The 13,997-nt window shown below is 40.2% G+C and carries 16 protein-coding genes; 2 read left to right on the top strand and 14 right to left on the bottom strand.

Features of this window, described 5'->3' with window-relative positions:
* Nucleotides 1-19 precede the first annotated feature (19 nt).
* Complete coding sequence (locus tag ACZ8ZH_RS08020) at nucleotides 20-1,027, bottom strand: AraC family transcriptional regulator (RefSeq protein ID WP_086210122.1); 1,008 nt, start codon at nucleotides 1,025-1,027, stop codon at nucleotides 20-22.
* Between the two features lie 149 nt (nucleotides 1,028-1,176).
* Between ACZ8ZH_RS08020 and ACZ8ZH_RS08015 the strand changes: the two genes are divergently transcribed.
* Entirely contained in the window at nucleotides 1,177-2,688 is a 1,512-nt protein-coding gene (locus tag ACZ8ZH_RS08015; protein WP_119063426.1) for a flavin-containing monooxygenase, read from the top strand.
* Nucleotides 2,689-2,733: 45 nt separating this feature from the next.
* The gene (locus tag ACZ8ZH_RS08010) at nucleotides 2,734-3,642 is read left to right on the top strand and encodes a LysO family transporter (RefSeq protein WP_119063425.1); all 909 of its coding nucleotides are present in this window, start codon (nucleotides 2,734-2,736) and stop codon (nucleotides 3,640-3,642) included.
* 354 nt (nucleotides 3,643-3,996) lie between these two features.
* Here the strand turns inward: ACZ8ZH_RS08010 and pyrF are convergent, their stop codons facing one another.
* The 13 genes from pyrF to ACZ8ZH_RS07945 form a co-directional block, all read right to left on the bottom strand.
* On the bottom strand, nucleotides 3,997-4,677 hold the full coding sequence (gene pyrF / locus ACZ8ZH_RS08005) for an orotidine-5'-phosphate decarboxylase (RefSeq protein WP_086210126.1): 681 nt from the start codon (nucleotides 4,675-4,677) through the stop codon (nucleotides 3,997-3,999).
* A gap of 239 nt (nucleotides 4,678-4,916) precedes the next feature.
* Nucleotides 4,917-5,282 carry a lipopolysaccharide assembly protein LapA domain-containing protein gene (locus tag ACZ8ZH_RS08000; protein WP_086210127.1) on the bottom strand — a complete coding sequence of 122 codons (366 nt, stop codon included), beginning with the start codon at nucleotides 5,280-5,282 and terminating at the stop codon, nucleotides 4,917-4,919.
* Between the two features lie 20 nt (nucleotides 5,283-5,302).
* Nucleotides 5,303-5,605 (bottom strand): integration host factor subunit beta, encoded by a 303-nt coding sequence (locus ACZ8ZH_RS07995; RefSeq protein ID WP_086210128.1) that lies wholly within the window; start codon nucleotides 5,603-5,605, stop codon nucleotides 5,303-5,305.
* Nucleotides 5,606-5,766: 161 nt separating this feature from the next.
* Entirely contained in the window at nucleotides 5,767-7,443 is a 1,677-nt protein-coding gene (rpsA, locus tag ACZ8ZH_RS07990; protein ID WP_086210129.1) for a 30S ribosomal protein S1, read from the bottom strand.
* Between the two features lie 112 nt (nucleotides 7,444-7,555).
* Nucleotides 7,556-8,239, bottom strand: a complete 684-nt coding sequence (gene cmk / locus ACZ8ZH_RS07985; RefSeq protein WP_086210130.1) for a (d)CMP kinase — start codon at nucleotides 8,237-8,239, stop codon at nucleotides 7,556-7,558.
* Between the two features lie 17 nt (nucleotides 8,240-8,256).
* Complete coding sequence (locus ACZ8ZH_RS07980; RefSeq protein WP_119063424.1) at nucleotides 8,257-8,688, bottom strand: SRPBCC family protein; 432 nt, start codon at nucleotides 8,686-8,688, stop codon at nucleotides 8,257-8,259.
* 79 nt (nucleotides 8,689-8,767) lie between these two features.
* A complete protein-coding gene (gene tadA / locus ACZ8ZH_RS07975; protein ID WP_086210132.1) occupies nucleotides 8,768-9,265 on the bottom strand; it encodes a tRNA adenosine(34) deaminase TadA in 498 nt (165 codons plus the stop codon).
* Nucleotides 9,266-9,269: 4 nt separating this feature from the next.
* A complete protein-coding gene (locus ACZ8ZH_RS07970) occupies nucleotides 9,270-10,391 on the bottom strand; it encodes an enoyl-CoA hydratase/isomerase family protein (protein WP_119063423.1) in 1,122 nt (373 codons plus the stop codon).
* Complete coding sequence (ung, locus tag ACZ8ZH_RS07965; RefSeq protein WP_086210134.1) at nucleotides 10,388-11,101, bottom strand: uracil-DNA glycosylase; 714 nt, start codon at nucleotides 11,099-11,101, stop codon at nucleotides 10,388-10,390. The genes ACZ8ZH_RS07970 and ung overlap by 4 nt, the downstream gene beginning before the upstream one ends.
* Nucleotides 11,102-11,142: 41 nt before the next feature.
* On the bottom strand, nucleotides 11,143-11,739 hold the full coding sequence (locus tag ACZ8ZH_RS07960; RefSeq protein ID WP_119063422.1) for a 6-pyruvoyl trahydropterin synthase family protein: 597 nt from the start codon (nucleotides 11,737-11,739) through the stop codon (nucleotides 11,143-11,145).
* Nucleotides 11,740-11,861: 122 nt separating this feature from the next.
* On the bottom strand, nucleotides 11,862-12,812 hold the full coding sequence (gene gspK, locus ACZ8ZH_RS07955; RefSeq protein WP_110973940.1) for a type II secretion system minor pseudopilin GspK: 951 nt from the start codon (nucleotides 12,810-12,812) through the stop codon (nucleotides 11,862-11,864).
* 78 nt (nucleotides 12,813-12,890) lie between these two features.
* Nucleotides 12,891-13,511 carry a type II secretion system minor pseudopilin GspJ gene (gspJ, locus tag ACZ8ZH_RS07950; RefSeq protein ID WP_110973939.1) on the bottom strand — a complete coding sequence of 207 codons (621 nt, stop codon included), beginning with the start codon at nucleotides 13,509-13,511 and terminating at the stop codon, nucleotides 12,891-12,893.
* Entirely contained in the window at nucleotides 13,508-13,969 is a 462-nt protein-coding gene (locus ACZ8ZH_RS07945; RefSeq protein ID WP_404814565.1) for a type II secretion system protein, read from the bottom strand. Before ACZ8ZH_RS07945 ends, gspJ begins: the two co-directional genes overlap by 4 nt.
* Nucleotides 13,970-13,997: the final 28 nt, after the last annotated feature.

The following is a 13,997-nucleotide window of genomic DNA, read 5'->3' as shown; positions in this document are numbered from 1 at the left end:
TGGCATGATTATGCTTAGGCTATTTCCCATATTGTCGTGGACTATAACCAAACCAACGCTTAAACGCATGATTGAAAGCTGCTGGCTCTGAATAGCCCAATAACTCTGCAATCATTTCAATGGAATATTCCTGATATTCCATCAAATGTAGTGCACGATCTTTCATTAATTGCTCACGAATTTGTTTATAACTGCTATTTAACTGTTGCAACTGGTGCCTCAATGTTCGCTCTGGCAAGTTCAGCGCTTGCGCGGTTTCTGCCATAGTCGGTAGTAACCCCCGCTGCAACTCCAAATAATCTTGTACACGTTGAATCAAACTTGGCTGTTCAGCGGTTTCTTCCAAACGTTGCAATTCTGCCTGACATTTGCCCGCATACACGTTGAAGGTCATAGCATCTGCTGAAGGAATAGGTATATTAAGCATACGCTCATCAAACCAAAATTCAGCTTGCTGTGTACCAAAACTCACTTGCTGACCATAAACCTGCCGATAGAGCGCAAGCTTCTTCGCATCTTCAGGTCGTGCAACAGGTAAAGTCATCCGAATCTCAGGCATCTCTAACCCAATCATCTTATAAATATCTTGTAGGAACTTATAGGTTCCCGCGATTTCAGAATGTGCTCGTAACTGTCCCAATGGTGTTTGCAAGTCACGTGGTAAATAACACAGTGCCACTTGCTCATTTTGTTTTTTCAAACCTAATAAGCCACTTAAATGCGTCAAACTCTGATAGCGGATACCCTGTTCCAATGCTGTGTGTGTCGTCGGACTGGTCATCAATAACATGAGTAAAGGACCGTAACCTGCCAGAGCGTAATGCTGACCGATGAACAAGCCCTGCTCAGGCTCAATACCTTCTGCAATGATTTTCAAAATATCCCACTCTAGAGCAGGATGGATGATCGCATTCGGATCAAGCGACTCTACACGCAAACCAATGCTTTGTAACTTTTGATCGACTGCGACTCCTGCTTTACGCATTCCTTGAATCAAATACATCAAGCCAAGTACAGAACGTTTCATAATCAATTAAAAGCAAAATATTGGGCTATGTTTTACTACAACCATCCAGCACTCAACAATTGCCGAATCTATCAATTTTAATGTCAGCTCTATCATAGATCTTGTTAAGCATTGCTCTACAATCAATCAAAACAAAAAAGGAAATTCTTATGCAGGCAGCAAATTCAAGCTTAAACACTCCTCATGCACGGATCGCTATTATTGGCGCAGGTTTTGGTGGCTTAGCTATGGCGATTCGCCTGTTAGAAAGTAATATTCAAGACTTTATCATTTTAGAAAAAGCCAGTGAAATAGGCGGAACTTGGCGTGAGAACCAATATCCAGGCGCTGCTTGCGATGTGCAGTCTCACTTATATTCTCTGTCTTTTTCACCCAAGACTGATTGGTCTAAACGTTATGCTGAAGCACCTGAAATTTATCAATACATGCAAACACTGACTACTCAACATCAATTGCAGTCTTATATCCGTTTTAATACCGAAGTCAGCTCAGCCCGTTACTTAGAAAATAAATGCATCTGGGAGTTGAAACTCAATCAAACAGAAATACTGACTGCTCAATTTGTGATTTTTGCCTCAGGTCCATTGCATGTACCACAAATCCCGTATATTGCAGGCATTGAGAAATTTACAGGCAAAGTTTTCCACTCATCACAGTGGGATCATAATTACGACCTTAACAATAAAAATGTTGCTTCCATTGGCACAGGCGGCAGTGCGATTCAATATATTCCTGAAATTGCAGAAAAAGTGAAGCAACTTTACGTACTACAAAGGACAGCTGCATGGGTTATTCCACGAGATGAAAGGCGCTATCTCCCCCTTGAGAAAACCCTTTTTAAACGTTTTGATTGGTTCCGAAAAATTCACCGTGCCCGACTCTATTGGACAAATGAATCTCGTGTAGTTCCCATTATGAAACCACAGGTCATGAAATATGCACAAAAACTAGCAGAAGCCTATATTCGCCATCAAGTAAAAGATTCTGCGACTGCGGAGAAATTAGTTCCTAACTATATTATGGGTTGTAAACGAATATTGGTCTCCAACAAATATTATCCAAGCTTTAACCGTAAAAATGTTGAATTGGTTACCGATGATATTTTGGAGTTAACTGAGGACAGTATCATCACCCAAGATGGGAAAAAGCGTGCAATTGACTGCCTGATCTATGGCACAGGTTTTGTGACCAACCCTCGTATTTACCTCAAATCTTTTAGCTGTACAGGACTAAATCATGTCGAGCTGACAGAGGCATGGAAAAATGGCGCCGAAAGTTACTATGGGATTAGCACCAAAGGCTTCCCTAACTTATTCCAGCTTTTAGGGCCCAATACGGTCTTAGGTCATAACTCGGTTATTTTTATGATTGAGTCACAAGTGAATTACATTTTACAGCTCATCGAGATGACACAAAAAACGCAATCTCAAGCGATCGTTGTGAAAGCAGATACTCAAGATCAGTTTAATCAACATCTACAAAGTCAATTTACCAATACCATTTGGCAATCTGGCTGTGTGAGTTGGTATCAACAAGAGGACGGGAAAAATTTCTCTTTATGGCCTACCTATACCTGGAAATATTGGCTGAAAACACGAAAAGTAAATCCTGCAGACTATCGTTTTTTAAATTCCAAGCAAGATAGTCAAGCAATCAATTAAGATCGCGGTCATAATAAGTCAGTATTTTTTCACACTTTATTTGACATGCAATCTTTTTGGTTGATTTTCCAGCTTTTGGTTTGTTTAACACTTGGATTTGTTTTGGCGCGTCGTTTACCTAAATGGTTTGAACGACTTGCGTTTCAAATCCTGCCTTATTTTACCTATATTCTCTTAATTGCAATTGCGGTTGAATTCTCAACCACATTACATAGCATTGCCCAACCTTTGCAGATACTTAATCATGCGGCTCTTTTAGCAGTTATGACCAGCCTCGGGGCTTTTGTTTGTTGCTATATCTTATTCAAACTTTTAGGTTATCAACCAAGTCATGGTAAAGTGTCCATGAGTCTAGTGACTAAGTCTTTAATCAATATCAGTTATGCATTTATTGCATTAGGATTGGGTTATGCTTTGGCAGAGCTATCATCAAGTTTCGGCTATACCCTTCATATCAGCACATGGAACTTACTCTTGGTTTTCATGTTCCTCATTGGGCTTGATTTAGCCTATTCACCACTCGATCGCTCATGGTTAAATTGGCAAATACTACTCGTGCCACTTGGTTGTATCCTTGGTTCATTAATTGGTGCATTTGTGACTGCTTATTTTGTACCTAATTTGCAATTAAAAGATCTAATTATGCTGTCACAAGGCTATGGTTTCTACTCGATGACGGGGATTGTAGTCACGGAATTAAAAAATGCACATTTGGGTAGTATCGCCCTCATGAACGACTTGTTTAGAGAAATCTTTGCAATTGTGTTCATGTACATTATTGGCTGGCGATATCCACGCTCTGCCATATCCTCCGCAGGAGCTACTGCCATGGATGTTACCCTACCTATGGTCAAACAAGCGTGTGGAAATGACTTTATCCCTCATGCCATGGTAAGCGGTTTTATCTTGTCTGTGCTGGCGCCTATTGTTGTCAGTGTCTTGGCAGCAGTATAAGTCATCTCACGATCATCACGCCTCTTCACATGAGGTGTGATACTGCACTCAACATTTCTCTTTTCATCTTTTAAAATAAACTGACTCAGCTTATATCAATTTTTTTCACCAGATCACCCACCGCCTCAACCATTGTTGCACCTAACTGATAGCTGAACAACAGCTATGGCTGATACCCAAGCAGATGAATTCGTGGAGTCTTCATCTTGTTCTGTTAAATCCGGCTTCATTTACAGTCGCACTGCATAATTCAGTATTTTGCTTTGCCGTAATCATCTTCAGCTCAAAAGATTCTTTAAAAAAAGAATGTATAAAAAAAGCCTTTCAAATGAAAGGCTTTTTAGAGTTTTATATTTAGAGCGTTGCTAGAATGTCTTTAAGCGTTTGACATGGGTTAGCAGACTGCGTAATTGGACGACCAATGACTAAATGAGTTGCGCCATCTAGCATGGCTTGCTTTGGCGTTACAATACGTTTTTGGTCATCTGCACTCGAACCTTCAGGGCGAATACCTGGAGTTACCAATGCGAACTCTGAACCAAGCGTTTCGCGTAACATTTTTGCTTCTTGTGCTGAACACACTACGCCATCTAAACCACTGTCTTTGGTCAGCTTAGCCAAACGTTTAACTTGTTCAAAGGGTTCAATATCGAGGCCGATATCGGCTAAATCTTCACGACCCATCGAAGTCAGGACCGTTACTGCAATGAGCTGGGTATTATAATTTCCCGCTTTTAAACGTTCGACACAAGTTTCCATCATTTTTCGGCCGCCTGAAGCATGGACATTCACCATCCAAACGCCCATTTCTGCCGCAGCACACACCGCTTGCGCAGTGGTATTTGGAATATCATGAAATTTTAAATCTAAGAACACTTCAAAGCCTTCACGATGTAAAGCTTTAACGATAGATGAGCCTTCATGGGTAAATAATTCTTTACCAACTTTCACACGGCATAATTGAGGGTCTAATTGCCCAGCAATCGTCATTGCGTCATAATGACTTTTTGCATCTAAGGCAACGATAATACTCATGAGGAGACCCTTCAAACTGACAAAATTATGGCATTATACGGATTAAGCCGAAAACGACCAAGACTATTTTTTCTAAAAACTATTCAAAATTCAAACCAAGCTCTTTATTTATATAATTTTATATCATTATCAATAGATTAATGCACAATAAAAAACGCCTTTGGCCATATATCCAAAGGCGTTTAAATCAAACTAGCTTCAATATTTAGTAAAATAAAAACCTTACTTCATATTGTGGCTCAAAGCGGTGTAGATGGACGATCATTCGGATTGATATCTAACACCGTTTTTTCATGTCTTGTATGTGCTGCAGCTTCAGCAGCAGCCAACTGCGCCGCATGAATTTGTTCTTTACGGAGGTGATCAATATCTTTACGTAATCGCTTAATTTCCCAACTTTTCTGGAATACACGAAATACCTGAACACCAATCAACAAACCCAAAACAATCCCTAGCGCCATTGTTAACAATAACAACAAACCTAGACGCATTGCTGGAACCTGTATAAACAACAGATCAACAGTCAGCTCAGTTCCGTTTTGCAGTACTAAAGCTAAACAATAGCCAAACAGTACAATTAATAATGCGAATAATACGTAACGCATAAACACCCCGATAAATTTTATTAGTCTGCAGAATCGTTTACTGCATCACGTAATGCTTTACCTGGTTTAAAATGTGGAACAGCTTTAGCAGCCACCTCTACCGACTTACCTGTTTTAGGGTTACGACCTACACGAGGCTCACGATGGTGAAGTGCAAAACTCCCAAAACCACGAATTTCAATACGGCTATCAGAAGATAGTGATGCAATCATTTGATCAATCATAATCTTAACAGCTTCTTCCACTAGTGGCTCTGCTAAGTGTGGATTTTTTAGAGAAATACGCTCTATTAAGTCAGACTTATTAAGTGCTTCCGTAGTCATCTGCGACCTCTTTAATTATCAAGCTACCATGTAGATAGAATGATAATAACCTGTTTAAATACAAAACGGTAGCGTAATAAGTGAATACTACGCTACCGTTTATTGTATTTGTGTAAAAAGTATTAGTTAACTTACATTAACAATACAATTTAAACATCTACTTAGTTGCCCATTTGAGCTTTGATCAAATCACCAATAGTCTTAGGACCATTGTCTTGACCGTTAGCTGCTGTCTTCAAGTTAGCAACTGCTTCTTTCTCTTCAGCTTCGTCTTTCGCTTTGATAGACAAGTTGATAGAGCGAGATTTACGATCTACGTTGATGATTTTAGCTTCAACTTCTTGACCAACTTCAAGGAACTTAGTTGCATCTTCAACGCGGTCGCGATTGATTTCAGATGCTTTAAGAGTCGCTTCAACTTCGTCAGCTAACTTAACAGTTGCGCCACGAGCGTCAACAGCAGTTACAGTACCTTTAACAAGCGCACCGCGTTCGTTAGCAGCTAAGAAATCGTTGAACGGATCGCTGTTCATTTGTTTGATACCAAGGCTGATACGGTTACCTTCAGCATCTACAGAAAGGATAACCGCTTCAACAGTGTCACCTTTCTTGTAACGACGAATCGCTTCTTCACCTTGTTCGTTCCAAGAAATATCAGACAAGTGAACTAGACCATCAATACCGCCTGGTAAACCGATGAAGATACCGAAGTCAGTGATTGACTTGATAGTACCTGAAACCTTTTCACCTTTGTCGTGGTTCTTAGCAAACTCTTCCCATGGGTTAGCACGAGTTTGTTTGATACCAAGAGAAATACGACGACGTTCTTCGTCAACTTCAAGAACCATAACATCAACTTCATCACCAATCTGAACAACTTTAGATGGGTGGATGTTTTTGTTTGTGTGGTCCATTTCAGAAACGTGTACTAAACCTTCAACGCCTTCAGCGATTTCTGCAAAACAGCCGTAGTCAGTTAAGTTAGTTACGCGAGCTTTAACGATAGAACCTTTAGGATAACGGCTCATGATCGCCAACCATGGATCTTCGCCTAATTGCTTAAGACCTAAAGATACGCGGTTACGTTCTTTGTCAAATTTAAGTACTTTAACAGTAACTTCTTGACCAACTTCAACCACTTCTGATGGATGCTTGATACGTTTCCAAGCCATGTCAGTGATGTGAAGAAGACCATCAATACCGCCAAGGTCAACGAATGCGCCGTAGTCAGTAAGATTTTTGATAGTACCAGTAACTGTTTGACCTTCTTCAAGCTGAGCAAGAAGAGCTTCACGGTCAGCTGAAGATTCAGCTTCCATAACAGCACGACGAGATACAACAACGTTATTACGTTTAGCATCAAGTTTGATTACTTTAAATTCTAACTCTTTACCTTCTAAGTGAGTAGTATCACGAATAGGACGAGTATCAACTAAAGAACCTGGAAGGAACGCACGAACTGGACCGATGTCAACAGTGAAACCGCCTTTAACTTTACCAGAGATAACACCAGTAACGATTTCGCCGTCTTCAAAGATTTTTTCAAGTTTAGTCCAAGTTTCAGCACGTTTCGCTTTTTCACGTGATAAAACTGTTTGACCCATGCCATTGTCAAGAGCTTCAACAACAACATCAACAGTGTCGCCAACTTGAACTTCAAGTTCGCGTTGTTCATTTAAGAATTCAGCGCGGTCAACAATACCTTCTGATTTAAGGCCAGTGTCAACTGTTACCCAGTCAGAATCGATGTTTACTACAACGCCTTGGATGACAGCACCCTTTTCAACGTTGAGGTTTAATTCGCTTTCTTCAAAGAGGGCTGCAAAAGATTCGGTCATGATATACCTGATAAAGTCAGCGGTCTTGGATCAGACAAGGCCGGTTTAGTTAAGCGTCTACATAGTCCATATTGAACTGATCAAGCTATGCTTCTGCTGAATATAAAATTCGTTAATTTGCTAATTGCTTATCTATATAAGCCGTCATGAGCTGAAACACCTCATCAATGTTCAATTCAGAACTATCAATGAGATAAGCATCAGCCGCTGGTTTGAGTGGAGCAACTTCTCGCTCCATGTCACGTTTATCACGCGCCTCAATATTAGCTAAAATATCGTTTATTTTAGCATCCAGCCCCATACCCTGCAACTGCTTTACTCTTCGTTCAGCACGAGATTGGGCTGAAGCAGTTAAATAAATCTTCGCTTGTGCTTCAGGAAAGATAGATGTAGCCATGTCTCGACCGTCTGCAACCAAACCAGGGGGCTGTGCAAAAGCATGCTGGCGATCAACCAGTGCAGCTCTAAGTTCAGGAATCGTTGCAACTTTTGATGCAAACTCACCAACTCGCTCAGTGCGAATGGTTTGACTAACATCCTCACCCTTAAGCAAGACTTGTGTGCCTTGCGCAGTGCTTAAAAATTGTATGTCTAAATGTGTAGCAATTTCCACACATTGTGCCAACTCTGTCGCCACAACATCTAACAAATCATGCTGATGTAAGGACAATCCCAACAGACGATAAAGTGCACCTGAATCAAGCAAATGAAACTGATAATGCGCTGCTATTTTTGCAGCGAGCGTGCCTTTGCCCGAACCACTTGGACCATCAATCGTAATAATTTGAACTGTCATTGCTTACCCAAAGTTTGTTATACAGATTTAGCGAGTTTTGAAAAACCTAGTTTAATCGCAGATTTAAGCTGCGCAAGAATTAATTTACTGACAAAAGGCGCACGTGCCTGTAATTCAATCGTATAGGTCACTAAAGTTTTATTTGGATCAATTGCTTCGAACTCAATAATCCCGAGATGATGCTTGATGAGTGGATTTTTAATAATTTTGTATTCAATCCGCTCATTCACTTTCATTAATGTGATTTGTTCTTGTAAAGGCTTAATAGGACCGAAGCCCATATGACGAACAGAACCTAGTCCATCAGGTCGTTCTGGATCTGCCGAGTCTTTTACCCGAACCACTTGGACTGGTGCAAATGCAACGTTATACGTGGAGTGTTTAGACAGTAAATCAAACACCTGCTCTAAAGGCGCACTAAACTCTTTCTTAATCTGAATATGATTCATGGTCGATTCCAATATATTATTTGACAATTTTAATTGTCATTTTATTTTACATGAAATGAGCATTATACAAACATCTCTGTCACTTTTCTTGTAAACGAGATAGTCGTTTTTGCTCGCGACGCATTTTAAAAAATTGACTAAGTTGCAACGAGCATTGCTCATGCAAGCAACCTGCTTCAAACAAAAACTGATGATTATAATACCCTGTTTCAAATAGTTTACGGGCACTGATTAAAGAGCCTGCTTTGGGTTCAGTTGCTCCAAAAACCACTTTTGCAACACGTGCATGCACTAAAGCGCCCACACACATGGTGCATGGCTCAAGCGTCACATATATGACCGCATCATCAGGTAAACGATAATTTTGTATATTTTGACAAGCATCTCGAAGAGCTTGAACTTCTGCATGTGCGGTAGGGTCATTCAATGAAATAGGGGCATTAAAGCCTGAACCAATAACCTTATTCTGGCTCACGATGACCGCCCCAACAGGAACTTCTCCTTTTGAAGCGGCAACTGCAGCTTGCTCTAAAGCAAGCTGCATCCATTCACTGTCCGTTTTTAAAACATCTGTCATAAAGTCAAATTAGATCGTAATGCTTAAGAAGTTCGTTCCAACTTGCGATAGTTGTCGTTGGCGGGTTTCCAGCAAAAATACCTTTTAAGCTATTATTAACCCCTTGTTTCCATGCTGGTGACAAATCTTTATCCACTAAGCGCGCACGTACACCCTCAACGAAATCTGCATGGCGAATTTTCCAGTCAGAAATTTGTGTCTCAAGCTCAAAAACTTCATTCCATGAATGAACTTGCTTGCCCCACTGCCATAACAGCCATGTTAATGCTGCAGTTGTAGGTGAACCTTTTTGCAAGTTCTCACTGGCTTGACGAAGCCAATCGCTACGCGCATCACTTAAACCAACAATAGCATCATAATCATGCTCAAAGTTCAAACCACGACATACACTATGAATCACATCCAACGAGTTTTGTAGTGGGCCTGGACCTACTGGGCGGTGCATACTATTTAAGGTATCATCAATCGCTCTAAAGTCACCTGCTGGATAATGACTCCAATCAATATTGATCAACTTTTCAAGCACGGTACTACGTTGCGTATCACAAATATGGGTGGCCCAGCCTATACCATATGCGCCAGCTGCCGTCATAATTGAACCCGTTAAGCCAGTAAACAAGCCAATAGCACCACGATCTGCCAAGAAGCGCGTTGCGCCAACATCTGGATACAAACCGATATTAATCTCAGGCATCGCCAAACGTGAATGCGGTGTGACCAAACGGAATGGCGCAGCCATAAACAGACCTAAACCACCACCCATCACATAACCTTCGCCCCACACCAATACTGGTTTTGCATAATTATGCAATAGTAGGTCCAGTGCATATTCTTGTTCAAAGAATTTATTTGCTGTCGCTACTTCGTCATTAATCACCAATTGACGCAGCTTACGCACATCACCACCCGCACAGAATGCTTTTGGTGTCGTAGAATCTAACCAAATGGCTTTAACAGCATCATCATTATGAAAGTCTTGAAATACTTCAAATAGAGCAGAAACGATCGTTTCATCCAAAGCATGAAGTGATTTTGGTCGATTCAGACGAACAATGCGCCAACCATTTTTTGCTTCTTCTACAATCAAATCTGGATGGTAGTTTTTAGAAACGGGAGAATATGTCATGCGTCCAGCTGCCAGTCTATAGGCTCAATGCCATGTTGTTTAAGATAATTATTGGATTTTGAAAAAACTTTACAACCGAAGAATCCACCACGGTTTGCTGCCAAAGGTGACGGATGTGCCGCCTTTAACACCAAATGTTTTTCTTGATCAATCCGTTGTCCTTTCCGCTGCGCATATGCTCCCCAAAGAATAAAAACAATATGCTCTCGCTGTTCATTTAACACATCAATCACATGATCAGTAAAGTCTTCCCAACCTTGTTTTTGATGTGATGTCGGTTGACCAGCTTCAACGGTTAATACACTATTCAACAGCAAAACACCTTGCTGCGCCCAACGAGTTAAATCCCCATGTTTAGGTATTTCAATACCTAAATCTTTATTTAACTCATGGAAAATATTACGTAAAGATGGCGGTAAAGCAAGCCCTCTTTGTACGGAAAAACTGAGTCCATGCGCCTGATCGGGTCCATGATATGGGTCTTGTCCTAGAATCACTACTTTTACATTTGACAATGGTGTTGTATTAAATGCATTAAAAATCAGTGCATTTGGCGGATAAATCACTTTATTCGCCTTGATTTCTGTAACAAGAAATTGCTTTAACGCATCCATTTTTGGACTCAGTAAAAAATCACTTAATCCATATTTCCAACTGGCATCCAGCTGAATTTTATCAAGCTTGGTTTGCTGTTGTTCTGTTAAAGACATACTTGCGCCTTATTCCTTGACTTTATATTCTGTGACAAATTTCACAATTTGACTTGCAATTCTACATTCGGATTATGAAATTTGATACCTTCTTTTAACTTGCTATACATTTCAGTATCATTCCATTCTGCTTGAATTTGCTCTGAAAATTCTATTTCATTAAGAGCTAAAAGTCCCATCTGCTCATTTTCAATATCTTCAATAAAGCTTTGCGCATAACCCGTATCTGTTTCATGTACAATCACAGAATACACTTCCACATCACCCTCACCGTTTTGAGTTACAGTCGAAGCAAGTACTTGTTGGGCAAGGTAAAAGAAGATACGCGAAAATTGCTCAGCTGATGGTGAAACTGGTAAAGATACCCAACGCGCACTAAATGTTTTGCAGGCTTGAATATATTCAGGATCGTCGTTTTGCCAAAAACAAATTGCATGATCAAAAGAATCATAAAGATCTTTAATCACACCTTTGAGCAAACCAAAGTCATAGACCATTTGACCATGATCCAATTTAGAGGCTTTGAGAAGTAATTCTACTTTGTAGCTATGACCATGAATCGAACGCTTACAACGATCCGAAGTACAATTACGTACAATATGGGCATTTTCAAACTTAAATAACTTACGAATTAACATATGTCGTAATGCAATCAAACTTTCTGAGGATTAACTTTAATTATAAAGCAAAAGTTAATAGATGCTCATTTATTTTATTGTTGAAGTCGATTGACAAATCATATCAATCTGCCCAACGACGTTTAAAACGGTGCCATACTTCGATATGCCACATAAACTGTTTGTTCTTTTCGCACCAAATCACTACTAAATTGACGTTTACGCTCATTGAGCATCACGTCTATTCTTACTTTAAAATAATTGGATTGAACACCCAGAAAATCATTAACCGCAGCCCGTTGCTCTTCTTCAATCTGATTAAACGGATCAATTTCCCACAGCTCACTGACATTAGAAAAATGTTTAAGACTGGCCTGTTGTTGTTTTTGCATGTTTTGAATAGCTGATATATCTAGTTTCGGGTCAATACTTGCCAATACCAACGCAGGTGCTGTATTTATATTCACCTTTAAGGCATTGCTCGATAATGCACTGACATAAGGTGCGATGAGTTGATAATTACGACCTTCAAAACCACGAACCAACTTCAACTGCTCGATATTATAAAAAGGTCGATTTGCTGGTAAATAACCTTGAGCTAAACTTTGATAATAAGTCGATTCTGCGCCCATCGACCCACTGACTTCGTCATTTTCATCTTGCCAGTCAATAACTGCTTCTGAAAGTTGTGCAGGCAATCCAACACGCTCTAACAATTTTTCAAACCAGAGTTTTGCAGCTTCATTGACTGTTCCGTCTGATTTAAGCAGCCCATTTAAATTAAATTTACCCGACTGATCTTCCAGACGCCCTGAAACAAAACCGTCCTCTACTGGAAAAGCAGGCATAGGCTTTGCCCACGTTTCTTGTAGATGATCAACATCCGCAGCATTCTGCGCATCATCCACCAACAATTCAGCAAAAAAAGCTTCAGCACTTTTTGCATATAACAAGGCTTGGTTTTGTCTCATTAGATAAGCAGTACTTTCAGCCGTATTCCGCTGATGTTTCGCAATAGTCGCTGCGAGGATAGTTGCTAAAGCCACCATCACCAAAATCGTAATCAGTGCAATACCACGCTGAAACCGCATCAAAAGGTGCCCCTATTCGCAACGAATATATTTAAAAACAAATGGTTTGGTATAAAGCCCGCGTGTTTCATGTCCTACAACTTAATCTTTTTGTTTTAAAAAGTCGGTATTTAACAAACTAAATACCCATTCATAACGCTCATCATTGACTGTGAGGTTTATTTTTAAACCGCGAGGCAACAGCTTGGCCTGTGCTAGATCATGATCATTTAATGCTGCTTCAGGCCACTGTGCTAATTCATTTGGATTGAGCACCATCACTTGAAATTGATCGACCGACTCCATTAAGACACTGGTTTCAGGTTGGTCATGACCTATTTGATTTAAGTTTTTATATTTATAACGATACAGTTTTTTTTCATCTGCTTTGTAAACATATTCAACCCGTTCTTCAGGTGGTATACCTTGCATTAAAGGATCTGTCACACCCGTTTTACTAAAACTAAGCTGCCCATCTTGCAGTACCAAAGCAGGCTGAATTTGATCAGCCACATTGGCTGTAATTGGAACAATTTGTACCGAGTCACGTAGCAATTGCTGATAAGCTTCTTGTAACTGCCCTAAACGTTGCTCATGTTGCGTATTTCGATCTTTGATCTTGATTAGATAATCAAACACTTTCCAGCCCAAAGCGGACAATACAGCAAAAATTGCAATCGCCACCAATAACTCAACCAAAGTGAAGCCTGAGCGTTGTTTCATGGCTGGCTTCCATCACGATGGTTAAAAAAGACCAAGCTCGTAACACCTGAATCCACTTTTCCAGTTTCAGTATTCACCAAGCTCACTTGAACATTGACACGTTGGACATTGGCACTGATCGTTGCCTGAGCCGATTTATCAATTTGCCAAGTTTCTCCTTGCTGAGTGATTTGTTTAGAGGCTGTACCTTGTAACCAATCACGATTGATTTCCATCATGGAAATTTCATTCAAAGCAACAAATTGAGCTTTGGTTCGTAAAATTGCATGTGCTGTAGACTGGGTATATTGCATACCTACTTTGGTTAAAGCGACCGCTGCGGTAGCAAAAATAGCCAGAGCAACCATCACCTCCAACAATGTAAATCCTGAGAAGTGGTTAATTCGCGCAAGATTCGATCTAAGGGGTACTGCCTCGCAAGAAAGACCCAAAGCTATGTTTGAGGGGCGAGGAGTCATGAAATACTGTTTCATCCGAGCACAAGAA

This window comes from Acinetobacter sp. SW-226 (genome assembly GCF_055632855.1).
The sequence above is the reverse complement of the archived record's forward strand: the minus strand, read 5'-3'. Positions and strand labels throughout refer to the sequence as shown.